We start from the raw sequence: 20,990 nt of genomic DNA on the forward strand, positions 1-20,990 counted from the left end.
CCCGGTCGCGGCAATCGCGCCGCGACCCCCGGCAGGTGGTCAGCAACTGCTCGAGAACATCGCGGGTAATCGGGTGCTGCGATTTTGGGGCAGGGGGCCGGGCTGTAGCCCGGCGCGCCTTGGCACGGGCCTGCTTCACCTGCGGCGCACCGAAAGGACTGGTCAGGTTCTTCATTCGATGAAAGGCAAGCCAGGAGGCGATGCGCCGGTCCAGCGTCGAAGGGGCAGGACAGGCGAGGGACTTCCGCAGCCCCTGAGTAATCAGCGCTTCTGCGGTTTCGCGCGCCACATCCGTTTCTGGTGCGTCATTCAGATCGCGAGCGTGATCGAGAATGAAGGTGAGAGCGGTGGCCTCAGATTCCGGCCAGTCCAGCGTCGCTGCGAACCGCGCGGACTTCCAGGCGGTGATATAGAGCAGGTCGCGCTCATAAGCGCGCAGCGTATTGGCTGGCGTGCCGCGCACATAAAGATCGGTGAGCGCCTCCTGATCTTCTGCGGAGAGGGCTGGGGAGGGGCTGGGGAGGTAAGGCGCAAGGGGCTTCATGAGGCACATTCTGCGCGCATTTTCCGGCGAAATCAATCAGTCATGATAAGCGATACTTATCGAGTGTAACTTGAAACTGATAGCGCAACAAAAGTAACGAGCAAAAGTAACAGATTTTGCGCGTAAAGTAGGTAGAGGGCTTGCGGAATAATAAAATCGGAGGTTCTGTCGCAGGTCTGTAAACCAATTGGCATCGACATTGCGCTGGAACCGTTGGCAAACTAAATGAAATGAACAGATATTTTGCCACTGAATTGCCTTTCTGGAAGTTTGCCAGAAACACGCTGATCGTCAGTTGCCTTGCGTTGTTTCCGCTGTTGGCCATCTTCGTTTTGCGCACGCCGGGCTTTGCGACGCACCTCCTGAACAGTGGTCCCGCGTTTGTTCGGTTTTTGCGTCAGGTGGTGACGAATGGGTTGCCGGTCGTTTTCCTTTTAAATTATCTCAGCTTTTTTCTTTTCGCCGTTGGGGTAAGGGCGCGGGGCAGGGGGGCCATCCCGGCCCGGTATCTGCTAATTGACCTGCTGCTACGGGCCGTCCTGTTCATCGCGCTGCACGCGCTGATCTACGCGCTTTCGGCAGACTGGTTCGGGTCTTTCGGCGGTGATCCCGTAGTGGCGTTGCGGGTAGTCGGTCCGACGCTGGTACGCTCCGCCTACTTCGAGAACATCTCAGGCGTTTACCTGTACGCCACGCTGGTCGGAGCGCTGCCGCTATACCTATCCGTCGTTCAGAGCCAGATCGCCCACGGTACTGGATTTGCAGCCCAACTGGCACGTCGCGTACCTGGGCGCGGCGGACCTGTGACATTGGCCCTGCTACTGATGGCGGTGTCAGTGGTCGTTCTGACCACCGCGGCGGCGCTGATTGTCCGTTTACAGTCGGTTTGGGGCTGAAGGGTCAGAACGCCCTGCGTATCGCGAAGGAGACTGCGTAATCGCGTTCAAGCTGGGGCCCATCCAGATCTTGATACACAGGGATCACGCCCTCGATACCCAGGCGCGTGCCCGCCAAAACGCCCGACCCCGGCACAAGGTAATTCACTCCGATTCCGATACTCAGAAACTGGCCGCCGCGCAGGGTCGGATCAGCGGTGGGCACCATGCCTGGGTTCAGGCGCGCATCCGACCCGTCAATGTTTTCCACGATGTCGCCGACCACCCGCAACGAGGAGCTGAACTGGTCATTCCAGCGCCGTGCACCCCAAACTGTTGCTGAATAGACGTCACCCAAGGTGTAACCGGCATCATTCTCACCCATCCGGATCACGGCGGCCAGCTGGGCGCCCCAAGACCAATCCGCGTTCTGGCCCGTATAGGTGACGCCCGGCAGCAGGTCGTAGGTGCCTGAACCCAGTTGCATGGGGTAGGGCAGCAGCTGGTCCGGCCCAGCTGGCGTGGTGTCGGTCTCGTCTATCGAGCCAGTCGGCAGACTGAGGCCAAGAGATAGTTCCAGCACCTGCCCGTCGGATTTGTAGATATCATATCCGCCGATGATCTTCAGATCGCCAAACCCCTGTGCCCTGGTCTTAAAGGTCTGGCCCATGCGGGTCTGGTGCTTCATCGTCTTGCGGGTATAGGGCAGCATCGCCATCACCGAGATCTCGTCGGTCACACCGTACATCAGGCCGACCATCGCCATGTTCATGCTCATGCTGAGCGGCGCGATCGGATACTGCGACAGAACGTTCGAGGTAGACAGCGACTGCGTTCCGGTACGATTTCCGTCCATCTCCATGTTCATGTAAGAGAACACAGGCATCAAAACACCCTCGGGTGGATGCATACCGCCAACGACACCCGTTGGCGGCACCGCGTCGGGGCGCATCATCCTGGACATGCTTCCCATACCTGACATGTTGCTGGAGGCTTGCGGGTTCATCGCCACGTTGTCAGCCGGACGGGTTTCCGGTTGGGCCATGGCAGTTGACCCAAGGCTCAGCCCCCCAGCCAGTATTACAGCCTGGAGGCGTTGCCAGACGCACGTAATCTTGCTGTTGCTCCGTGTCATGATGCCCTCGTGTTCGTTTGTTTCCTGAGTCCCTGCCCTGAAAACAAAGTGTTCGGTACGTCCATCGGTGAAGTCGAAATGGTGGGGGTCTCCAGCGCTGGAAGGTCAAGGCCGCCGGCCAGATTTGCGCTCGTCAAGCATGCATCAGCCGAAGGGGGTGCGGCAATAATGCGCTTGACCCTCCAGCGCTGGATTGTCGGACAAGGCCGCAAAACCGGAAATCCGGAGGGATTGGAATGATACCGGAAATCGGGCAGTTCGCCCTGGCGCTTGCCCTGGCCGTGTCCTTGGTGCAAAGCGTATTTCCCTTGATTGGAGCAGCACGGAACAATGTCATGTGGATGCGATCGGCATCTGCGACCTCGGTCCTACTGACAGCGCTGGTTGCTATCGCCTTCGCCGCTCTGATGTGGTCCTTCGTGGTCAGCGATTTCACTGTGCTAAATGTGGCCAGCAATTCTCATTCGCTGAAACCGATGCTTTTCAAGGTGGCTGCGACCTGGGGTAGCCACGAAGGGTCGCTGCTGTTGTGGATTCTGATATTGGTGATTTTCGGGCTGGGTGTGTCTCTGTTGGCTCGGAACATCCCACTGAAACTCAAGGCGCGCACTCTGGCAGTGCAGGCCTGGATCAGCGCGGGGTTCCTGTCATTCATGCTGTTCACCTCGAACCCGTTTGACCGGGTGTTTCCGGCACCGCTGGATGGTCAGGATTTAAATCCGCTGTTGCAGGATGTCGGCCTGGCTATGCACCCGCCGTTCCTATACCTGGGTTACGTCGGCTTCTCTATCGTATTTTCTTTCGCCGTGGCTGCCCTGATTGAGGGGCGGGTCGATCCGGCATGGGCGCGGTGGGTCCGACCCTGGACATTGGCGGCCTGGGTGTTTCTGACACTTGGTATCGTTCTGGGCAGCTGGTGGGCCTATTACGAACTGGGTTGGGGCGGCTGGTGGTTCTGGGATCCGGTCGAGAATGTCTCGTTTATGCCCTGGCTTGCTGGCACAGCGCTGTTCCATTCGGCCATTGTGACCGAAAAGCGCGGCAGCTTCAAAAGTTGGACGATCCTACTGGCCGTTTTGACCTTCTCGTTGTCCTTGTTGGGGACATTCATTGTCCGCTCAGGCTTGCTTACATCGGTCCATGCGTTTTCGGTCGATCCCGAACGCGGCATTTACATCTTGGCGCTGTTGGCTGTCGCGATCGGTGGTTCATTGACGCTGTTTGCCATACGCGCACCGGAGATGGAGGGCGGCGGTCTTTTTGCCCCGATCAGCCGCGAGGCCGGTTTGCTTATTAACAACCTGCTGCTGGCCACCGCAACGGCGACGGTTCTATTCGGTACGCTTTATCCGCTTTTGCTTGAGGCTGTGACAGGTGAAAAGATTTCGGTTGGACCACCTTATTACAACGCCAGTTTCGTGCCGATCATGCTGGTTCTAGTCGTTGTAATGGGGATTGGGCCGCTGTTGTCATGGAAGCGGGCGGATTTGCGCGGTGTTCTGTCCCGGCTCAAATGGGTGGCCGGGGTTAGCCTGCTCGTAGCGTTGCTTGTGTGGTATCTGGATACCGGCGGCCCAGCCTTGGCGGTAGTGTCGATCGGCCTTGCGGTTTGGTTGCTGGGCGCTGTGCTGACAGAGTGGGCCAGCCGAATTAAGCTGGGTGAGGCACCGTTGGCCGAGTCCCTGCGTCGGGCCCGCAGCCTACCGCGTTCTCATTACGGCATGGTCGTGGCCCATGCGGGGTTGGCTGTCTGTATGATCGGCTTTATCGGGTCCAGCGCTTGGAAATCCGAGGTCGTGACTTTTGCCGAGCCCGGAACACAGATTGAGATAGCAGGGTTCGACGTGCGTTTTGACGGTGTGGAACAGCTTCGCGGTCCGAACTATCTGTCTCGCGCGGCCACACTGACGGTATTTCGCGATGGCGCTTATGTCACCACGCTTCAACCCGAGCGCAGGGCCTATCTCGTGGCGGGTACCAGTACGACCGAGTCAGCAATTCGAACGACGTTGGCAGGGGACCTTTACGCCTCAATATCGGAACCGGCGGCGGAATCAGAACAGAGCAAATGGACCCTGCGTATCTTGTATGAGCCATTGGTGGTCTGGATCTGGATAGGTTCAGGATTGTTAGCATTTGGTGGTGTCTTGTCACTCTCCGATCGGCGTCTACGCGTCGGTGCACCACGAAAACGGACTGGGCAGAGCTCCGTTGCGGTGGCGGCGGAGTAGGGCAATGAAACGTCTATTTGCACTGTTCCCAATTACGATTGCCGGCATCCTGGGTGCCTTCCTGCTATGGGGACTGAATCCCGATCGCGATCCAAACGAAATCCCGTCTGTTTTGATCTCGCAGCCGGTGCCTGAGTTCGACTTGCCGCCGGTCGAAGGGCTGGATACCCACGGGCTGTCCAGTACCGATCTGGTGGAAAATGACGGGTCAGCTCCGATCGTGGTCAACGTGTTTGCGTCCTGGTGCGTGCCCTGCCGGGCCGAACATGCGGTGCTGACGCGTATGGTACGCGATGAGGGCATTCGCCTGATGGGCATTAACTACAAAGACAAGCCGCAGGACGCGCGGAAATGGCTCGACGATCTGGGCAACCCTTATGAGCGCATCGGTTCCGACCTGGACGGCCGAGCCGGGATCGAATGGGGGATTTCCGGCGTGCCGGAGACCTTTGTGATTGATGGCGCGGGCAAGGTCGTATTCCGTTTTGTCGGCCCGGTGCTGGGCGACGAGGCAATTTCAAAGATGCGCACCGCGCTGGATCAGGCGCGGGCGGCCGGAGGAGAGGCGTCATGATACGTCGCATTGTAATTACCGCGGTCACTCTGGCGATGCTGGTGTCGCAGCCGGCATTCGCGGTTGAGCCCGACGAGATACTTGCAGATCCGGTATTGGAAGAGCGGGCCCGGGCGATTTCGAAACAGGTGCGATGCGTGGTGTGCCAGAACCAAGACATCGACAGTTCTAACGCTGGCGTGGCGCGCGACCTTCGTCTGCTTGTGCGCGAACGGCTGGTGGCAGGCGACACGGACCAGCAGGTTATGGACTTTCTGGTTGCGCGTTATGGCGACTATGTTCTGTTCAACCCGCCATGGAAGCCATCAACTTACATTCTGTGGGTTGCGCCTATCGTCATCCTGGGGCTGGGTGGTATCGCGACTGCAGCGGTATTGACCCAAAATGCGCGCCGATATCGGAAGTCGCGAAAACAAGAGACGGAACGCGGCGCGAGCGAAGAACGGAATCCCGAAAACCATTCACTCACGGAGCCGCACGCATGATCTGGATTATCTTTTCATTCATGGCCGTGGCGGTGTTTCTGACGCTCGCCCTCTCCGGCCTGGGGCGCAAGACCTCGGACTTGTCGAGACGCGAAAGCGCCTCTGCCATCTTTTCCGACCAGATCGGCGAAGTGGAGAAGGACCTGGAACGAGGAATTATCTCAGCCGAAGAGGCCAAGGCCGCCAGAGCCGAGATAGAACGTCGCCTGAAGGCGATTGACCGGCAATCGGACGACAAAGCGATAATGGGCCATTCCGGGCGTGCGCTGATTTTACTTGCCGCGCTGGTAGTTCCAGCGCTCGGAGCCGGTCTTTATTGGCAACTGGGTAGTCCCTACATCCCCAGCCAGCCATTTGCCCAACGCGAGGGGGAGCAGGCCGAAGCCCGTGAAATCGCCGACCTTGCCGTGCGCCTGAAGTCGCGGCTTGAGGCGGATGAAACCGGCGGGCCAACCGAGGGATGGGTGTTGTTGGCTCAGACCTATATGCGTATGGGACGCTTTGGAGATGCCGCAGACGCGTTCGAGGGGTTGCTGGACCGACCCAATGCGAATTCAGCGCTGGTGTCGCAATATGGCGAGGCGTTGGTCTATGCCGATGACGGTGTCGTTACGCCCAAGGCCGATCGGGCGTTTGAACGAGCCTTGGAACTGGACCCATCGAACCCAGCAGCGACATTCTACAAAGCCATTGGTCTGGAGCAGGCTGGATCGCCTGATAAGGCCTATGACCTACTGAAGACGCGGATGGACGCCGAAGAGGAGTTCCGGCCATGGATGGAGAGTTTTGTGGCCCAGCTTAACCGCATCGCCCCGTCGATCGGACGGGCTCCGGTGAATCTGGCGGCTTTTGCCCCTTCCATGCCCGGCCCAACTGCCGATCAGGTGGCGGCGGCCGAGGAGATGTCAGACGAAGACCGGCAGGCCTTCATCCGCTCGATGGTCGAACGGCTTGCGAGCCGGATGCAGGAAAACCCAGGCGATCTGGACGGCTGGATGCGGCTGGGCAACGCCTATTCGGTGCTGGGCGAGACCGACGGCGCCCGGAACGCCTATGGCAGGGCAAGGGATCTGGCGGATGACCTGCCGCAGGGGGATCCGCGCAAGGTGGCAATCGACCGGGCATTGCTGGAACTGGGGGGTTGATTCCCGCAGCCCGGCGTGGATCGGGCCGGCGCCGACTTCGCGCTGATGCCCAGTGAGCCATCTGGAAAATTCCGGTTTAGGCTATCGCATGCCGATCTTTAGGAGGTTGAGACCATGAAAGTTGAAACGTTTTCTGATCTAATTGTCTGGACGCGGGAAATGCATCATTGGCTCGCCGAATGTTTGGCCCACTGTTCGACACAGTCAGAGCAGGAGCTGGCCAGGATGTTGCTTACCTACCTCGCCGATCATGAGGCTGCTCTGGAGAAAATCGTCGATGGTTTCGTGAAACGAGCCGATCCCAAAGCGCTCAACACCTGGGTATATGACTATTTGGGCAATGAGCCGATCGACCCACATCGCGCCTGCGACAGGCCGTTCGCACAGATGAGCGTCGATGAGATCTGCGAAGCGGTCTTCGATCTTCACAATCAGGTGATCGACTTATATCGGTATTTGCACGGGCGTGCCGAGATACCCGAGGCACGCGAACTCTTTCAGGCGATACTGGATATGGAAGAGCACGAGACCATGCGTTTAGCGCAGCAGAGCAACCGCGTCCGGGATATGTGAACTCCGGGGTCAGGATCCGCTTTCCACGGCTCCGCCCGCAATCGGCGCGGCCTGTTCCATCGCGTCGAGAATGGCGTTCGTGGTCAAGATCTCTGGCAGGGCGATGCCTTCGGGGGCCGACGGGCCGTAGACGATGTTGAAGGGGATCCCGAACCGTCCATTGTCCTCAAGGAAACGGGCGATCACATCGTCGGGGCGGGTCCAGTCGGCCTGCATCGGAATTGCTTTGTCCGATTGCAGTGTTGCCAGAACCTCGCCGCGTTCCAGCACCAGCGCTTTGTTGGCCTTGCAGGTCAGACACCAGTCGGCTGTGACATCGACGAAAACCACCTCGCCGCGCGACACAAGGCGGGCGATTTCGGGGCGGCTGAAGGTAATCCAAGGGATCTCTCCGGCTGGTTCAAGCAGCCTGGACCGGTCTTTGCCGGCAATCGCAACCGGTGCGGCAAACGCTGCGGTCAGCGTCAGCAACAGGGCTGTCCAGCGCAAAACGGGTGGCATCATCGTACTTTTCCAGATCAACAGGACCAGAACAGTTGCAGCCAGCACGGTAGCAGTTGCAGCAGTGTCTCCGGCCACCCCGACCATCACCCAGACCAACCAGCCGATCGTGGTCAGCAGTGCCGCCGACAGGGCCCATTTTAATCCCACCATCCAACGCCCCGGTTTAGGCAGAGCGGCGGTAAGTTTCGGGTGCACTGCAACCAGCAGGTAAGGAATGGCCAGCCCGACCCCCATTGCGGTGAAGATCGCCACGATATCCACCGGTCGGCCGGTCAGGGCAAAGGCCACCGCCGTGCCGAGGAAGGGGGCCGAGCAGGGCGTCGCCAGAACTGCTGAGAAGGCTCCGGTCAGGAAATCCCCGACCAGCGACACGCGGCCCTTTTCGACATGGGCAAGCCGGGTGTTCAGCGACTGCGGCAGCGTGATCTCGAACAAGCCCGCGAGGCTGGTTGCAAAAACCGCCAGCACCACGATCATCACCGCAAGGAAAAGCGGATTCTGGAACTGGATGCCCCAGCCGACGGAATAGCCCAGCGACCGCGCCGCAATGGTGATAGCCGCCAACAGCCACATGAATGTCAGGATTCCGGCTGCCGAAGCCAGGAACCCGGCGCGAATCTGAGCCGCAGAGCGGTCGCGAGCCTTTACCGCCGAGGAAAGCTTGATCGAAAGCACTGGCAGTACGCAGGGCATGACATTCAGAATCAACCCGCCGCCCACCGCCAGCAAAATGATCCAGACCAGCGCGCTGGCTGAAGTTTCGGCGGCCGCGATCTCATATGGTGGCGGGGTAGGGGGAGCGTCGGTACGGGGCGAAAACTCGGCCACGCGGTTGGTGTCGGTAACCGTGACGGACAAGGCGGGGGGGTCCTGTGCCAGAGCGAGGACCGGGAACTGCACCCATAGCTGACGCCTGTCGCCAGCGAGCCGGATGTCGGGTGCACCAAACGCGGTGTCACGTCCCATGTCGGGAAAGACATCAGGCGCATCAAAGGGCAGGTCGCTGGTGAAATTCAGCGTCAGCATCTCGGACTCGGTATCCAGGGTCGCGGCGTCGGACTTCATTCCGCTTGTGTTTCCCGTGGTTGGCACCCGCGACAGAAAGGCATTTATAAGCCGGGCCGAGTCCTGATCCCGACCCGTTCCCTGAGTCAGCGACAAGTCCAGCGAAAACTCGACCGGCACACAGATATCGGAACAGATCAGCGTTGTCACAGCGGCCTTCAAGTCAACTGGCGCTCCGGGGTTCTCGAGTGTGACGGTCAGCGGAAAGACCACTTCGTCCTTGTACCCGAAATTCTCGATCCCGAAGGCGCGAAAACGGATCGGCGCGGGCCAGTGAAACTGTACGTCGCTGACGTTTTGCGAGCCGTTCCAAGTGATCTTGGGCGGAATTCCCACCTCACCAGGCGACTTCCAGTAGGTTTTCCAATCTTCGCCCAGTTTCAGATGCAGTCCTGCAGTGATCGTCTTGACGTCAGGCGCGATCCCGTCCTGCGCGGTAATTATGTGTGCGACCAGGGGCTCTGATTCATACGCTTGGGATGTAGCTGCAAGGCTTGTCCCGGCGGAAGTCTGGCCAAAGATTAACCCCAAGATCATAATACATAAATTTAGGAGTGTTCTTGCCATTGCGCGTTGCCATCGGTTGTTTTGCACCCGTCTCTGCCAGATTCCAGCGCTGGAGGGTCAACGAGCCGGAATGTCACATCCCCACGATCAGCTCACGAAACCTTCGCGCCCGTCTTCGCAGATGAAATAGGCCCCGCCATCCGCGCCCTCCCATTGAACCCGGCAACCTTGGGGCAGGGCGTATTCAGGCTGCGGCGGTTGCAGCGGGCATAGTTTAGGGCGTGGTGCGCAAGCCGCCAGCGAAAGAGCGGCCAGCGACATGGCGGCCAACCTTGAGCACCAAAGCTTCATGATTGAAGATTATTGCCGGTGTACTGGGTTCGGTCCGACCGCGGCGTCTGTTGCCTTTGGTCTTTCCGATTCAGATTTGTTCGAATGACAGGATTTTTCCATCGCCTTGTGCATAAAGAAATGGGCTCCGAGGCACAGGATCAACGGTGCGAAAAGACCCAAGGAGTCAGAAAGCCCACCAACCGTCCCGCCGGCGATCAAGTAGAGAGCGATCGGCGTTATCATGGCAATGCAACATACCATCATGCCCCATTTCATTATCTTGCCGCCGCTAACCGGTACTGACGCCTGCGGCGCGTTTGCAGTCTGTTTTTCTTTCACATTCAACTCCAAAATTTGGATTGGAGACCTCTGCTAACGCCTTCCCACGATGGAAGGTCAAGCTGTTTTGGCGCGAAGCGAATTTGACGCTGTCAAACCAGTCCAGCATTTGCTTGGGCCTTACTTGGTGCATAGACACGGCCGGAACAGGGAAGTTTTTAGGGGTATGAACAGCAGGCATTGTCGTCCCGACGCCTGGTGAAGTTTCAGGTTAAACACGAAGCTGCCTAGGTCACTTTAAGCCTTGAAAACTCGCGGGTGGGTCGAAGCGATATCGAACGAATAATTGAATGGACAAATCTTCCCCCGTCGCGGATTGTCTAATCCCCTGGGTACTAACTCCAGACACCAACCAGCCAATAGGAGCGCTATCAATGCTGACCAGACGACATTTTGTTGCAGCCTCGCTCGCCATTTTCTCTCAGCCGGTTTTTGGAGTGACGTCGGCGGCGGCCTCGCAATGGTCGGAGTGGGATGCGCAAGTAACTCCAGCCAATTTTGATCCCGCAACATCCAATCCCTGGGGTTTACACCCACGTTTCCTGCCTCAGCGTGTGCAAACCAATCGACCACTTACTCCGGGTGACATTCATGTCGACGCGGTGGCACGATATCTGTATTTCATCGAAGACGGTGGCACAGCAATGCGTTACGGCGTAGCCATTGCCCGAGGCAATCTTTACGAGCCCGGAGTCTACACGATCAAGCGAAAGGCCAAATGGCCGCGTTGGACTCCTACAGCCGAAATGATTGAGCGCGACCCTGATGAATATGCGCAATTCGCAGATGGTGTGCCCGGTGGGCCGACAAACCCATTGGGATCAAGGGCGTTTTATCTGTTCGAAGGTGGTCGCGACACATACCTGCGAATTCACGGAACGCCTTATCCAAGATCTATCGGAGGTCGCGCAAGTTCTGGCTGCGTAAGGATGGCGATGCCACATATCATCGGGCTTTATGATCGTGTCAGGCCAGGGTCCACGGCTCATCTCTACCCTCCCGAGCGGCTTCTGACCGCGACCAGCTGACAGGCGCTTGTCAGGCGCGCGTACAGATTGGGCGCCCTTCAATAGTCCTAAGTGGTAGGTAGGTTGTTTCAACTGGCCCAACATAGCGATACCAATAGCAACCGTCCTCAGGCATGATTTTCACTGCGTTCAGGTCCTGGCCCGGAGCAGCAATCTGGGCTACGGCGTCAGGAACTTGGGAAAGCGTTCCGGGCTCGCTATCTGCAGATATTGACGTTGTTTCGGTACAAGCGCCGATGAACAAAAGTGCGGCCAGTGCTTGGAAAGCTTTCCTGAAGGACATGGTGTTTAGTCCACTGTGATTGTCATTTGTAGTGCCTGCTACCCTCGCATCGACGGGTGATCACATCAATTCACCAAGAACTAAGCAATTGTTAGCGTTGCTTTTTTGTGTTCGGTTGATTCAAGAAAGTCAGGTTTTGCTTAAAGCAGCCTGGAGTTACGTCCAAGAAAAATTGCTTTTCCACAATGACTTGATGATTTGGGTCCGCCTTCTAAGGAAATATCCCTGCGCCAACGGCAACGACAATTCAGACGAGACATCCCATATGAAATGTCATTTGCGTGTTGACCTTCCAGCGCAGGAACCGGGCATACGAGTTATTTGAGTCGGAAAAAAAGAATAAACTTTGGGATGGCAGGCATGAAACGGAGCAAAGAAGGAAAGGTTGTTACGCGACGTGGAGTGATTGCCGCGTTTGCTGCGACGACGCTTTTTCCAGCACCGGCCGTTTGGGCCCAATCAACGGCAACTGAGGGGACGCGCCGCAATGTTTCCTCATTCCGCGTTGCTAAATGGCAGGACCACTTTGATACGCTTAAGAATGGTGTGATCCTGTCCGATACACAGTCCAAGGTCCTGCAATATTGGTCGGAAGACGAAAGCGTCTACCGAATGTATCCAACCAGCGTACCGCTGACGGAAGACCTTACAAGGCTGGGCTACACCACAGTTACTCGCAAGGTCGAAGGGCCGTCTTGGCGACCGACACCAGCAATGAAAAAGCGCAACCCCGCTTGGCCCGATTATGTGGGCCCGGGTCCGGAGAATCCTCTGGGGACACATGCACTTTATTTGAGCTGGCAATACTACCGGATCCACGGCACCAACGACACGCGCAAGATCGGGAGAAGATCCTCCAACGGCTGCATTGGCTTGTACAACGAGCAGATTGCGGAATTGTTCGAACTGGCCACTGTGGGCACTCAGGTAAAACTGATCTGACCTTGGTCAGGCCGATTTTTTTTGCGCGCGTTGAACCTAAGAACTGACAATCATGTGAAGAACAGAGATGGATAAACTTACACTCTTGATCGGCGGAGTAGTGATCGCAGGCGCCGCCGCGTTCGTCTACAACTTAAATCAGCAACCAACAGGTCACTCGATGACGCCGCCCGATACGTCAGCACTGGAGCAAGGAGACCCAATCGAAAACGTCACTCTGCCGGACCAGCTAAGCGAATTTGCGGCCGTCGGCAAAGTGGCATTCGACGCCAAATGCTCGGCGTGCCATGGCGCGAATGCAACAGGTCTGGAAGGCCTTGCACCACCTTTGGTGCATAAAATCTATGAACCAAGCCACCATTCGGACGAGTCATTTTATGTGGCAGTCCAGAATGGAGTTCGGGCACACCATTGGAAGTTCGGCAATATGCCGCCGGTCGATGGCTTGACCCGTGCGGATGTGAAGGGCATCGTGGCGTATATCAGAGAGCTGCAGCAGGAAAACGGGATTTTCTGAAGGTGACGAGCCGAATGGGCAGTGCAATTCGTTACATCATACTGTCAATGGTGCTGACCATTGGCGGGCTGCTTGTGACGGCCGATTCTGCTCATGCACATGGCAGTGGTTCTCAGCACGTGATTGACCAAACGGACTCCGCGGACGTTGAGCATGTCAAGCAGGGTCATCCCGGACATTGTCATGGCGGAACGATTTGCAACGCTGTTGGTCTATTTTCGATGGGTCCACCACCGCCTGGCCCCCAAGATACTGAACAAAGATACTCGATCCCTCGAGCCCAATACCGGGTTCTCGGTATCGCGGCGTTTGACCCACCACCGCCGCGTGTCCTGATCTGACCAGTCGAATTGCGCTCAACCTGGGCGCGTCGAAGCAGACGACAAGGACAAAACAATGAACATTCTGAAAATGACCACAGGCGTTGCCCTGGTTTCTCTGTTTGCAGCCGCCGCCCTGGCGCATGGTGGCGCAACCGGCATCGTCAAAGAACGCATGGATGGTATGTCCGCGATGAAGGACAGCATGAAGATCCTTACGCCGATGATGCAGGGGAAAACGCCCTACAATGCGCAAACGGTACGAAGCGAGGCCAAGAAAATCGGGCGTCACGCTGGCGAGAGCATGACAAAGCTGTTTCCAGAGGGATCTGATGGCAAACCCTCGGAGGCCAAATCGGAGATCTGGCAGGATTGGGGTTCATTTGCAGAGTTAGCCAGGCAGTTGGAATCCTACTCTGAAGGCCTTGTGCTTGCGGCGGACAACGGGTTGATGATGTCCGGGTCGGGCCATGGTTCGGGCATGATGGGCGGCGCATCCATGATGGGTGGCGGTTCTATGATGGGTGCCGGAATGATGGGCGGCAGTCCAAACCAGGCACAACTTTCTGAAATGCCGGCAGATGGTGTGTTCATGATGCTGAGCCAGACATGCTCGGCGTGTCACACGCAATTTCGGTCGGAATAGGAATGCGTCATGAGACCGATATTCCGATTGGGCCTTGCTGCCGCCGTAGCGGCGTCAGCGGGACTTGTTGCTGTGATGGCTTGGCCGATTGGCCAGCCCTTACAAGCTCTCGACATTCAGGGTGACGTTAACCGCGGGGCGTATCTGGCAAGGGCAAGTGGTTGTATCGCTTGCCACACAGATTTTGCCAAAGGGGGCGCGGCCTTGGCCGGTGGGGTGGAGTTGGATACCCCGTTCGGCACGCTCTTTTCGCCGAACCTGACCACAGATCCCGATCACGGGATCGGTGATTGGACAATCGAGGAGTTCGCCCGCGCGGTGCGTCAAGGCGTATCACCCGGCGGACAACCCTATTACCCGGCCTTTCCTTATCCATTCTATGCCAATTTCACGGATCAGGACATCGCCGATCTCTGGGCCGCATGGCAAACAGTTCCACCGGTAGCGGAACCGTCAAAAGAACAGGAAATGGCGTTCCCCTTCAATCAGAGATGGGGCCTGAAGCTGTGGCGCGCGGCTTTTCTGGAACCACCCCGCACTGATCCCGTGCCGGGCAATGACGAAGTGTGGAACCGGGGCCGGCTACTGGTCGAAGGTGCCACACATTGTGCGGCCTGCCACACCGGGAGGAACCTGGCTGGCGCAAGAAATTCGGACACGGAACACTTCAAGGGAAGTGACTCTCTGCCGGGCGGTGACAAGGCACCGGCCATCGACTTTGAGACCCTGCAAAAGCGTGGTTGGACGGTAGATGATTTGGCCTACGCGTTGCGCACCGGCGTCATGCCTGATGGCGATGTCTTCGGCGGCGCCATGGGAGAGGTCGTAAACTATGGCACCAGCTTTCTGACAGACGAAGACCGGAAGGCAATGGCGACCTATCTGCTGGATGTGCACGACGGGGGGTAATCGAGTGAGAGATCAAATTTTCTTTGGAGGGAAGTCCTCATGAAGCTCAATCGCAGGCAATTCGTTGCAGGCACGTCGGCACTAATCGCAGTGCCGACTATCGGGAGGGCGGCTACCGCCCCCCGAATAATCGAGGCGCGTTCAGGATTGGCACGTGTTGCCCCCGACAGCTATCCTGAAACCGAGATATGGGGATATGATGGCGGTGTTCCGGGCCCCGAAATTCGTGCCCGGCAGGGCGAAACGGTTCGCCGGACACTCCTGAACTCACTGCCTCAGCCTACGGCAATCCATTGGCATGGACTGCGGGTTCCAAACAACATGGATGGGGTGCCGGGTCTTACACAGGAGGCTGTACCAACAAGCGGCGAGTTTCAGTATGACTTGCCTCTGAAGGATGCAGGAACCTTCTGGTACCACTCTCATAACCAGTCAACGGAACAAGTGGCCAGGGGCCTTTACGGCGCGTTCATCGTCGACGAAATGGACCCGCCGGACACGGATCATGACATTACGATCCTGCTGGATGACTGGAGGTTGGGTCAGGACGCCCAAATCGTCGATGATTTCGGCGCGATGCATGACTGGACGCATGCAGGCCGAATGGGAAACTACGTTCACGCACACATATCGCCCATGACAGAAGTTCTGACAAACCAGCGTTTGCGACTTCGAATGGTCAACGTGGCAACTGATCGGATCATGTATGTCTCAGTAGGTGGCGCAAACGGGAAACTGGTCGCTTATGATGGCATGCCTGTAAGGCAGCCAGAGGATTTTGAAACCCTTGTTTTTGGGCCTGCACAGCGAGCAGACTTAATTGTTGATGTCACAGCGGAATCGAACGAAGCCGTTCAAATAACTCTTCACGAACGCGATGAATCGTTTGTCATTGCTGAAATCCCGGTTTCGGGAAGCGGTGCATCCGCAAACCGCGGTGCAATAGAAGCCCTGCCACCCAACCCTGTTTCCTTTCTCGAAGATGTTTCTGACGCTTTGACAATCCCATTAGTGATGGAAGGCGGGGCGATGGGCGGACTGCGTCAAGGCACTTTTAACGGCCAGGTCATGAGCACCAATGAATTGGTTCAGGAAGGGCAGATCTGGACATTCAACGGTGTCGCCGGGTTACCTGAAAACCCCCTTGCTGCCGTTTCGCGTGGCGACATAGTCCGGATTCAGATGCAGAACGACACCGTCTTTCCGCACGCTATGCACTTGCACGGGACGCACTTTCAGGAAGTTCTGCCAAACGGCAACCTAGGGCCGCTGCGGGACACAATCCTGGTTGACCGGATAGAAAAGCGGGAGATTGCGTTCGTTGCGGATAACCCGGGGGATTGGCTGTTTCATTGCCATATGCTGTCGCATCAGGCCGCTGGTATGAAGACCTGGCTGAGCGTGGCATGATGAACAAGAGTTCGGCGAAATGGGTGTCACTGGCTGCTGTAGTGATCATTGTCGCGGTCGCTGGCTGGGGCCTGAGTGGGCGTGCGCAGAACAGTGCATCAGCGGATTCGGCACGTGGTGCAGTTTTGTACGCCGAAAACTGCGCGTCATGCCACGGGGCAAATTTGGAGGGTCAGCAGGATTGGCAAACACCTGATCCGGATGGCGTCTTGCGGGCGCCCCCGCATGACCGAACCGGGCATACCTGGCATCACGGCGACAAGCTGTTGTTCGACTATACAAAGTTTGGCGGGGACCAAACTTTGAAACAGATGGGTGTCGCTGACGTCAAAAGCGGCATGCCAGGCTTCGGGGACACTCTGTCGGATCAGGATATCTGGGACATCCTCGCCTTCATCAAGGAGAGTTGGCCGGATCGGGAACGCAAGCTGCAAGAGCAACGCACCGAAGCAGAACAAACGGAAGGAAACTGATGTGAAACGAATACTTGCAGGCTTAGTCGCTATCGCCATGTCGATTGGCATTCCTATGGCACGCGCCGACGAGCTGTCTGACTCCGATGTAAAACGGCTGGCTCTCGAAGCCATTTTGGAAAACCCTGAGATCATCATGCAGGCGATTCAATTGCTTCAACAGCGCGAGGATCAGGCAAAAGCCGAAGCAATTGGAAGCGTCTTGGAAAATCAGCGTGAATTGCTGGAACAGGATCCGAATGCGCCTGTAATCGGAAACCCGGAAGGCGATGTAACCGTGGTCGAGTTTTTCGACTATAACTGCCCATATTGCAAACGCGCTGCCCCGGTCGTGAAGAACGTAATCGCGGGCGATTCCGATGTGCGAATTGTTTATCGAGAATGGCCCATACTTGGAGAAGGTTCCGACTTCGCGGCACGCGCTGCGCTGGCCTCACGAAACCAGGGAAAATACGAAGAATTTCATTGGGCGCTTATGGCTCTGAACGGTCGTGCCACTGAGGCCAGTGTACTGAAAGTTGTTCGGGAACTTGGCCTGGACGAGGATCAATTGCGCGCAGATATGGAAGCGCCGGAAGTCGACGCGCATATTCAGATTTCCATGGAATTGGCCCGACAGCTTGGCTTCAGTGGCACTCCTTCGTTTGTGATTGGAGATGCGCTTGCCCCGGGTCTGATCACCGAAGATGAAATGACCCGGTTAATCGTGGCAGTCAGAGACGCAAGATAGAACCAAGGGGGCGACAGCATGTGCGCTCCTAAGTTTATCATGCGATCGTGGCTTCGTATCCCTCGGACTTCAGCGCTGCAAGGATATGATCAAGTGAATTGGTGCTTAAGACACGTACCCTGCGGTTTTCCATGTCAAAGTCCAACTGTGCGGAGGAATCCACCGTGGCAACGGCTTTTTCGATAGCTGACTTGCAGTGCCCGCAGCTCATATCCGGGATATTTAGGGTCGTCATGGATGTTTGCTCCTGTGTTCCGTCGTCCCGGCTAAAGTATTCCAGCACAGGAAGGTCAAGTCGTGATTATTGGATCGTCAAAATTAGTGGCAAAGAAAGTCAGCCCCATCCCTTGACCTTCCACTTGCTGGAACCCTTATGTTTCCCGTCAGCAGAACATTGGTGGTGACAATATGACTGAAATTTCACATGCAAGGTTTCAAGTTCAGGGTATGAGCTGTGCGTCCTGCGTAGGGCGGGTTGAGCGCGCGTTGAAAGATGTGCCAGGGGTAGATGCCGCTTCGGTTAATCTCGCCAGCGAAAGCGTTCAGGTCGATTTCCGCGATCCAGCCGATAAAGCGGCCATTGCTGATGCGTTAAACAGCGCCGGATATCTGGCACGGACGGAAGAGGTAACGCTGGATATTCAGAACATGTCCTGCGCATCGTGCGTGGGGCGCGTTGAACGGGCATTGCAAGCAGATGATGGCGTCTTGTCCGCGTCGGTCAATCTGGCCACCGAAAGTGCAACTGTACGTTATGCTGAGGGAGTCACAACACCCGAAGCCATCGCGGCGCTTGCGGCATCTGCTGGCTATCCGGCGAGCCTGCGATCCGCGACGCAGACCGAACCACAAGACCGCAAAGCCAAAGAGATTCGCCAATTGGCCCGGCGAACAAGCTTTGCCGCCTTGCTCGCTTTGCCGGTCTTTATCCTTGAAATGGGCTCGCATGTTATTCCGGGCATGCACCACCTGATAGCGAGCACGATCGGCATCCAGAACAGCTATTACCTGCAATTCCTTCTAACCACGATCGTTCTTTTTGGGCCAGGTTTGCAGTTCTATACTAAGGGATTCCCTTCCTTGTTCAAAGGCGCGCCGGACATGAATTCTCTGGTGGCTCTGGGCACTTCGGCGGCTTATGGGTTCTCGCTTGTTTCCACCTTTGCGCCGGGTGTTCTTCCCGCCGGAACCGCAAACGTCTACTACGAGGCCGCAGCGGTGATCGTGGTTCTCATATTGCTGGGGAGGTTCCTCGAGGCGCGCGCCAAGGGGCGAACTGGTGAAGCGATCCGAAAACTGGTCGGTCTGCAGGCAAAAACAGCGCGCGTTGAGCGCGACGGATCGGTTGTCGAGCTACCGATCGAGCAGATCGTTGTAGGGGATATTGTGCACGTTCGACCGGGCGAAAAAATCGCGGTGGATGGTGCCGTAGTGACCGGCGCGTCATATGTCGATGAAAGCATGATCACCGGCGAGCCGGTTCCTGCCGAAAAGACCGAGGGCGCAACTGTGGTCGGCGGAACAGTTAATGGCGCGGGCGCATTGACGTACCGGGCTGAAAAGATCGGCGCAGACACTATGTTGGCCCAGATCATTCAAATGGTCGAACAAGCACAGGGTGCCAAGCTTCCGATTCAAGGCTTGGTTGACCGCATCACGCTGTGGTTCGTGCCGGTAGTGATCGCTGTGGCCGTAATGACTGTGCTGGTTTGGATGTTGTTCGGACCCGATCCTGCGCTCAGCTTGGCGTTGGTAGCCGGGGTTGCGGTACTGATCATTGCTTGCCCCTGCGCCATGGGGTTGGCCACACCCACCTCAATCATGGTCGGCACCGGCCGCGCGGCCGAGATGGGTGTCCTGTTTCGAAAGGGCGACGCCTTGCAAATGCTGCAGGAAACCACCGTTGTTGCGGTGGACAAGACGGGGACCTTGACCGAAGGGCGTCCGGAGCTGACCGACCTGATTGTGGCCGAAGGATTGGCCGAGGATGAGGTTCTGCGCCTTGTTGCTGCCGTTGAGGTCACATCCGAACATCCGATCGCCACGGCCATCGTGCGCGCGGCTGAAACCCGTGGTCTGGAGCTTTCGAAGCCAGAAGACTTCACGTCGATCACCGGTTACGGGGTAAGCGCCTCAGTCGAAGGCCATACAATCCTGATCGGGGCCGACCGCCTGATGAGTCGCGAAGGGGTTGAAATGGGCGCGTTGTCTGATCGGGGCGCTGAACTCGCAATCAACGGAAAGACTCCACTTTATGCCTCCGTAGACGGAGTTATCGCAGCCGTCATCGCCGTGGCGGACCCAATCAAGACCACCACGCCAGACGCAATTGAAGCTTTGCACGGACTGGGGCTGAAAGTAGCGATGATTACCGGCGACAATACCGCTACAGCCAAATCCATCGCGGCGCAGCTTGGCATCGATCATGTCGTGGCCGAGGTTCTGCCAGAGGGTAAAGTATCCGCGTTGCAAGATCTGCGCTCAAATGGCGGAAAACTGGCCTTTGTGGGTGATGGCATCAATGATGCCCCCGCTCTGGCGGCGGCTGACGTAGGAATTGCGATCGGGACAGGCACTGACATCGCCATCGAGGCGGCTGACGTCGTTCTGATGTCAGGCGACCTGACAGGCGTGGTCAACGCCTTCGATATTAGTCAGCGCACCATGCGTAACATCCGCCAAAACCTGTTCTGGGCTTTCAGCTACAACACGCTGCTCATACCGGTTGCAGCGGGGGTGCTCTATCCGTTTGGCGGCCCGTTGCTGTCGCCGGTTTTGGCTGCAGGTGCCATGGCGCTGTCCAGTGTATTTGTCCTGACCAACGCGCTGCGGTTGCGCTGGGTTAAGCCGATCAAAGTTGGGCGAGAACAGATCTCGCAGAATGAAGAGCAGGCGCTGCGATCAGCGCCTGCTGAATAGAATAGGAGAACCGCTGTGAATATCGGAGATGTAGCAGAACGTTCGGGTCTGCCTGCCAAAACCATCCGTTATTACGAGGATATCGGATTCATCAAACCCAGGCGCAGTCTGAACGGGTATCGACATTTCGACGAAAAGGAACTGCACAAACTGGCCTTCATCGGGCGGGCCCGCTCATTGGGCTTTACCATTGAGGATTGCCGTTCACTACTGGCGTTGTACGAGGACAAAGAACGCGCAAGCGCGGACGTGAAGGATATCGCCAAACAGAACCTAAAAGAAATAGATGCCAAGATCGCGGACCTGAAGGCCATGCATGCTACACTGTCTCATTTAATCGATGAATGTGCCGGAGACCACCGTCCCGACTGCCCGATCCTGAAGAACCTCGGCCAAACTTAGATGCGCTCATCGTATGAACTGCCTCCTATTTTGGCAGTTTGTTACGTGTATTCGCGGGAATCCGCTTCATTTCGATACAGCGCACCAACTCACCTGTTTTT

22 protein-coding genes and 1 pseudogene are annotated in these 20,990 nt (G+C 57.1%); 17 read left to right on the top strand and 6 right to left on the bottom strand.

From position 1 onward, the window contains the following. Window positions 1-544 (bottom strand): annotated as a pseudogene (locus tag ACR1XU_RS19870) (tyrosine-type recombinase/integrase); the annotation flags it as partial. A gap of 230 nt (window positions 545-774) precedes the next feature. On the opposite strand from ACR1XU_RS19870, the gene ACR1XU_RS19875 reads away from it, so the two are divergent. Beyond that, on the top strand, window positions 775-1,440 hold the full coding sequence (locus ACR1XU_RS19875) for a hypothetical protein (RefSeq protein ID WP_050605729.1): 666 nt from the start codon (window positions 775-777) through the stop codon (window positions 1,438-1,440). Window positions 1,441-1,444: 4 nt separating this feature from the next. Here ACR1XU_RS19875 and ACR1XU_RS19880 read toward each other — a convergent pair whose 3' ends face one another. Further along, the gene (locus tag ACR1XU_RS19880) at window positions 1,445-2,464 is read right to left on the bottom strand and encodes a transporter (RefSeq protein ID WP_170775027.1); all 1,020 of its coding nucleotides are present in this window, start codon (window positions 2,462-2,464) and stop codon (window positions 1,445-1,447) included. A 326-nt stretch (window positions 2,465-2,790) separates the two neighbouring features. Between ACR1XU_RS19880 and ACR1XU_RS19885 the strand changes: the two genes are divergently transcribed. The 5 genes from ACR1XU_RS19885 to ACR1XU_RS19905 all read left to right on the top strand — a co-directional run bounded on the left by ACR1XU_RS19885 (window position 2,791) and on the right by ACR1XU_RS19905 (window position 7,562). Further along, a complete protein-coding gene (locus tag ACR1XU_RS19885; RefSeq protein ID WP_170417870.1) occupies window positions 2,791-4,785 on the top strand; it encodes a heme lyase CcmF/NrfE family subunit in 1,995 nt (664 codons plus the stop codon). Window positions 4,786-4,789: 4 nt separating this feature from the next. Next, window positions 4,790-5,359: a DsbE family thiol:disulfide interchange protein gene (locus ACR1XU_RS19890; RefSeq protein WP_170417873.1), complete on the top strand. Its 570-nt coding sequence runs from the start codon at window positions 4,790-4,792 to the stop codon at window positions 5,357-5,359. Continuing rightward, on the top strand, window positions 5,356-5,844 hold the full coding sequence (locus ACR1XU_RS19895; RefSeq protein ID WP_170417876.1) for a cytochrome c-type biogenesis protein: 489 nt from the start codon (window positions 5,356-5,358) through the stop codon (window positions 5,842-5,844). Before ACR1XU_RS19890 ends, ACR1XU_RS19895 begins: the two co-directional genes overlap by 4 nt. Further along, window positions 5,841-6,989: a c-type cytochrome biogenesis protein CcmI gene (gene ccmI / locus ACR1XU_RS19900; protein WP_170417878.1), complete on the top strand. Its 1,149-nt coding sequence runs from the start codon at window positions 5,841-5,843 to the stop codon at window positions 6,987-6,989. Before ACR1XU_RS19895 ends, ccmI begins: the two co-directional genes overlap by 4 nt. 114 nt (window positions 6,990-7,103) lie before the next feature. Then, window positions 7,104-7,562 carry an ATPase gene (locus ACR1XU_RS19905; protein WP_170417881.1) on the top strand — a complete coding sequence of 153 codons (459 nt, stop codon included), beginning with the start codon at window positions 7,104-7,106 and terminating at the stop codon, window positions 7,560-7,562. Window positions 7,563-7,571: 9 nt separating this feature from the next. Here ACR1XU_RS19905 and ACR1XU_RS19910 read toward each other — a convergent pair whose 3' ends face one another. From ACR1XU_RS19910 to ACR1XU_RS19920, 3 genes are all read right to left on the bottom strand, one after another. Next, window positions 7,572-9,668 carry a protein-disulfide reductase DsbD family protein gene (locus ACR1XU_RS19910; RefSeq protein WP_170418009.1) on the bottom strand — a complete coding sequence of 699 codons (2,097 nt, stop codon included), beginning with the start codon at window positions 9,666-9,668 and terminating at the stop codon, window positions 7,572-7,574. A gap of 117 nt (window positions 9,669-9,785) precedes the next feature. Beyond that, window positions 9,786-9,959 carry a hypothetical protein gene (locus ACR1XU_RS19915; protein WP_170417885.1) on the bottom strand — a complete coding sequence of 58 codons (174 nt, stop codon included), beginning with the start codon at window positions 9,957-9,959 and terminating at the stop codon, window positions 9,786-9,788. 39 nt (window positions 9,960-9,998) lie between these two features. After that, window positions 9,999-10,310, bottom strand: a complete 312-nt coding sequence (locus ACR1XU_RS19920) for a DUF2933 domain-containing protein (RefSeq protein ID WP_255612174.1) — start codon at window positions 10,308-10,310, stop codon at window positions 9,999-10,001. Window positions 10,311-10,684: 374 nt separating this feature from the next. Here ACR1XU_RS19920 and ACR1XU_RS19925 point away from each other — a divergent pair, with 374 nt between their 5' ends. From ACR1XU_RS19925 to ACR1XU_RS19965, 9 genes are all read left to right on the top strand, one after another. Further along, window positions 10,685-11,338 (top strand): L,D-transpeptidase, encoded by a 654-nt coding sequence (locus ACR1XU_RS19925; protein WP_050605720.1) that lies wholly within the window; start codon window positions 10,685-10,687, stop codon window positions 11,336-11,338. 634 nt (window positions 11,339-11,972) lie between these two features. Beyond that, complete coding sequence (locus ACR1XU_RS19930) at window positions 11,973-12,563, top strand: L,D-transpeptidase (RefSeq protein ID WP_170417888.1); 591 nt, start codon at window positions 11,973-11,975, stop codon at window positions 12,561-12,563. A gap of 67 nt (window positions 12,564-12,630) precedes the next feature. Continuing rightward, window positions 12,631-13,080, top strand: a complete 450-nt coding sequence (locus tag ACR1XU_RS19935; RefSeq protein ID WP_170417891.1) for a c-type cytochrome — start codon at window positions 12,631-12,633, stop codon at window positions 13,078-13,080. 153 nt (window positions 13,081-13,233) lie between these two features. Beyond that, window positions 13,234-13,416 carry a hypothetical protein gene (locus tag ACR1XU_RS19940; RefSeq protein ID WP_157054267.1) on the top strand — a complete coding sequence of 61 codons (183 nt, stop codon included), beginning with the start codon at window positions 13,234-13,236 and terminating at the stop codon, window positions 13,414-13,416. A gap of 60 nt (window positions 13,417-13,476) precedes the next feature. Next, window positions 13,477-14,046, top strand: coding sequence for a c-type cytochrome (locus ACR1XU_RS19945; RefSeq protein WP_170417895.1), 570 nt, complete (start codon window positions 13,477-13,479; stop codon window positions 14,044-14,046). Between the two features lie 9 nt (window positions 14,047-14,055). After that, window positions 14,056-14,955 carry a c-type cytochrome gene (locus tag ACR1XU_RS19950; RefSeq protein ID WP_170417899.1) on the top strand — a complete coding sequence of 300 codons (900 nt, stop codon included), beginning with the start codon at window positions 14,056-14,058 and terminating at the stop codon, window positions 14,953-14,955. 39 nt (window positions 14,956-14,994) lie between these two features. Then, window positions 14,995-16,365 carry a multicopper oxidase family protein gene (locus ACR1XU_RS19955; protein WP_170417903.1) on the top strand — a complete coding sequence of 457 codons (1,371 nt, stop codon included), beginning with the start codon at window positions 14,995-14,997 and terminating at the stop codon, window positions 16,363-16,365. Then, entirely contained in the window at window positions 16,365-16,838 is a 474-nt protein-coding gene (locus tag ACR1XU_RS19960) for a c-type cytochrome (RefSeq protein WP_170418019.1), read from the top strand. Before ACR1XU_RS19955 ends, ACR1XU_RS19960 begins: the two co-directional genes overlap by 1 nt. A 1-nt stretch (window position 16,839) precedes the next feature. Continuing rightward, complete coding sequence (locus ACR1XU_RS19965) at window positions 16,840-17,568, top strand: DsbA family protein (protein ID WP_414478956.1); 729 nt, start codon at window positions 16,840-16,842, stop codon at window positions 17,566-17,568. 37 nt (window positions 17,569-17,605) lie between these two features. Here ACR1XU_RS19965 and ACR1XU_RS19970 read toward each other — a convergent pair whose 3' ends face one another. After that, window positions 17,606-17,803 (bottom strand): heavy-metal-associated domain-containing protein, encoded by a 198-nt coding sequence (locus tag ACR1XU_RS19970; protein WP_170417905.1) that lies wholly within the window; start codon window positions 17,801-17,803, stop codon window positions 17,606-17,608. Window positions 17,804-17,976: 173 nt separating this feature from the next. On the opposite strand from ACR1XU_RS19970, the gene ACR1XU_RS19975 reads away from it, so the two are divergent. Beyond that, on the top strand, window positions 17,977-20,487 hold the full coding sequence (locus ACR1XU_RS19975; RefSeq protein WP_170417908.1) for a heavy metal translocating P-type ATPase: 2,511 nt from the start codon (window positions 17,977-17,979) through the stop codon (window positions 20,485-20,487). A 15-nt stretch (window positions 20,488-20,502) separates the two neighbouring features. Further along, window positions 20,503-20,889, top strand: a complete 387-nt coding sequence (gene cueR / locus ACR1XU_RS19980) for a Cu(I)-responsive transcriptional regulator (RefSeq protein WP_152460772.1) — start codon at window positions 20,503-20,505, stop codon at window positions 20,887-20,889. Window positions 20,890-20,990 lie beyond the last annotated feature (101 nt).

This window comes from Ruegeria sp. D1(2025) (assembly GCF_056536425.1).

Coding starts and splice junctions, on each gene's coding strand:
- ACR1XU_RS19875 (WP_050605729.1), top strand. CDS start 775: ATGAACAGATATTTTGCCACTGAATTGCCTTTCTGGAAGTTTGCCAGA.
- ACR1XU_RS19880 (WP_170775027.1), bottom strand. CDS start 2,464: ATGGCCCAACCGGAAACCCGTCCGGCTGACAACGTGGCGATGAACCCG.
- ACR1XU_RS19885 (WP_170417870.1), top strand. CDS start 2,791: ATGATACCGGAAATCGGGCAGTTCGCCCTGGCGCTTGCCCTGGCCGTG.
- ACR1XU_RS19890 (WP_170417873.1), top strand. CDS start 4,790: ATGAAACGTCTATTTGCACTGTTCCCAATTACGATTGCCGGCATCCTG.
- ACR1XU_RS19895 (WP_170417876.1), top strand. CDS start 5,356: ATGATACGTCGCATTGTAATTACCGCGGTCACTCTGGCGATGCTGGTG.
- ccmI (WP_170417878.1), top strand. CDS start 5,841: ATGATCTGGATTATCTTTTCATTCATGGCCGTGGCGGTGTTTCTGACG.
- ACR1XU_RS19905 (WP_170417881.1), top strand. CDS start 7,104: ATGAAAGTTGAAACGTTTTCTGATCTAATTGTCTGGACGCGGGAAATG.
- ACR1XU_RS19910 (WP_170418009.1), bottom strand. CDS start 9,668: ATGATCTTGGGGTTAATCTTTGGCCAGACTTCCGCCGGGACAAGCCTT.
- ACR1XU_RS19915 (WP_170417885.1), bottom strand. CDS start 9,959: ATGTCGCTGGCCGCTCTTTCGCTGGCGGCTTGCGCACCACGCCCTAAA.
- ACR1XU_RS19925 (WP_050605720.1), top strand. CDS start 10,685: ATGCTGACCAGACGACATTTTGTTGCAGCCTCGCTCGCCATTTTCTCT.
- ACR1XU_RS19930 (WP_170417888.1), top strand. CDS start 11,973: ATGGCAGGCATGAAACGGAGCAAAGAAGGAAAGGTTGTTACGCGACGT.
- ACR1XU_RS19935 (WP_170417891.1), top strand. CDS start 12,631: ATGGATAAACTTACACTCTTGATCGGCGGAGTAGTGATCGCAGGCGCC.
- ACR1XU_RS19940 (WP_157054267.1), top strand. CDS start 13,234: ATGTCAAGCAGGGTCATCCCGGACATTGTCATGGCGGAACGATTTGCA.
- ACR1XU_RS19945 (WP_170417895.1), top strand. CDS start 13,477: ATGAACATTCTGAAAATGACCACAGGCGTTGCCCTGGTTTCTCTGTTT.
- ACR1XU_RS19950 (WP_170417899.1), top strand. CDS start 14,056: ATGAGACCGATATTCCGATTGGGCCTTGCTGCCGCCGTAGCGGCGTCA.
- ACR1XU_RS19955 (WP_170417903.1), top strand. CDS start 14,995: ATGAAGCTCAATCGCAGGCAATTCGTTGCAGGCACGTCGGCACTAATC.
- ACR1XU_RS19960 (WP_170418019.1), top strand. CDS start 16,365: ATGAACAAGAGTTCGGCGAAATGGGTGTCACTGGCTGCTGTAGTGATC.
- ACR1XU_RS19970 (WP_170417905.1), bottom strand. CDS start 17,803: ATGACGACCCTAAATATCCCGGATATGAGCTGCGGGCACTGCAAGTCA.
- ACR1XU_RS19975 (WP_170417908.1), top strand. CDS start 17,977: ATGACTGAAATTTCACATGCAAGGTTTCAAGTTCAGGGTATGAGCTGT.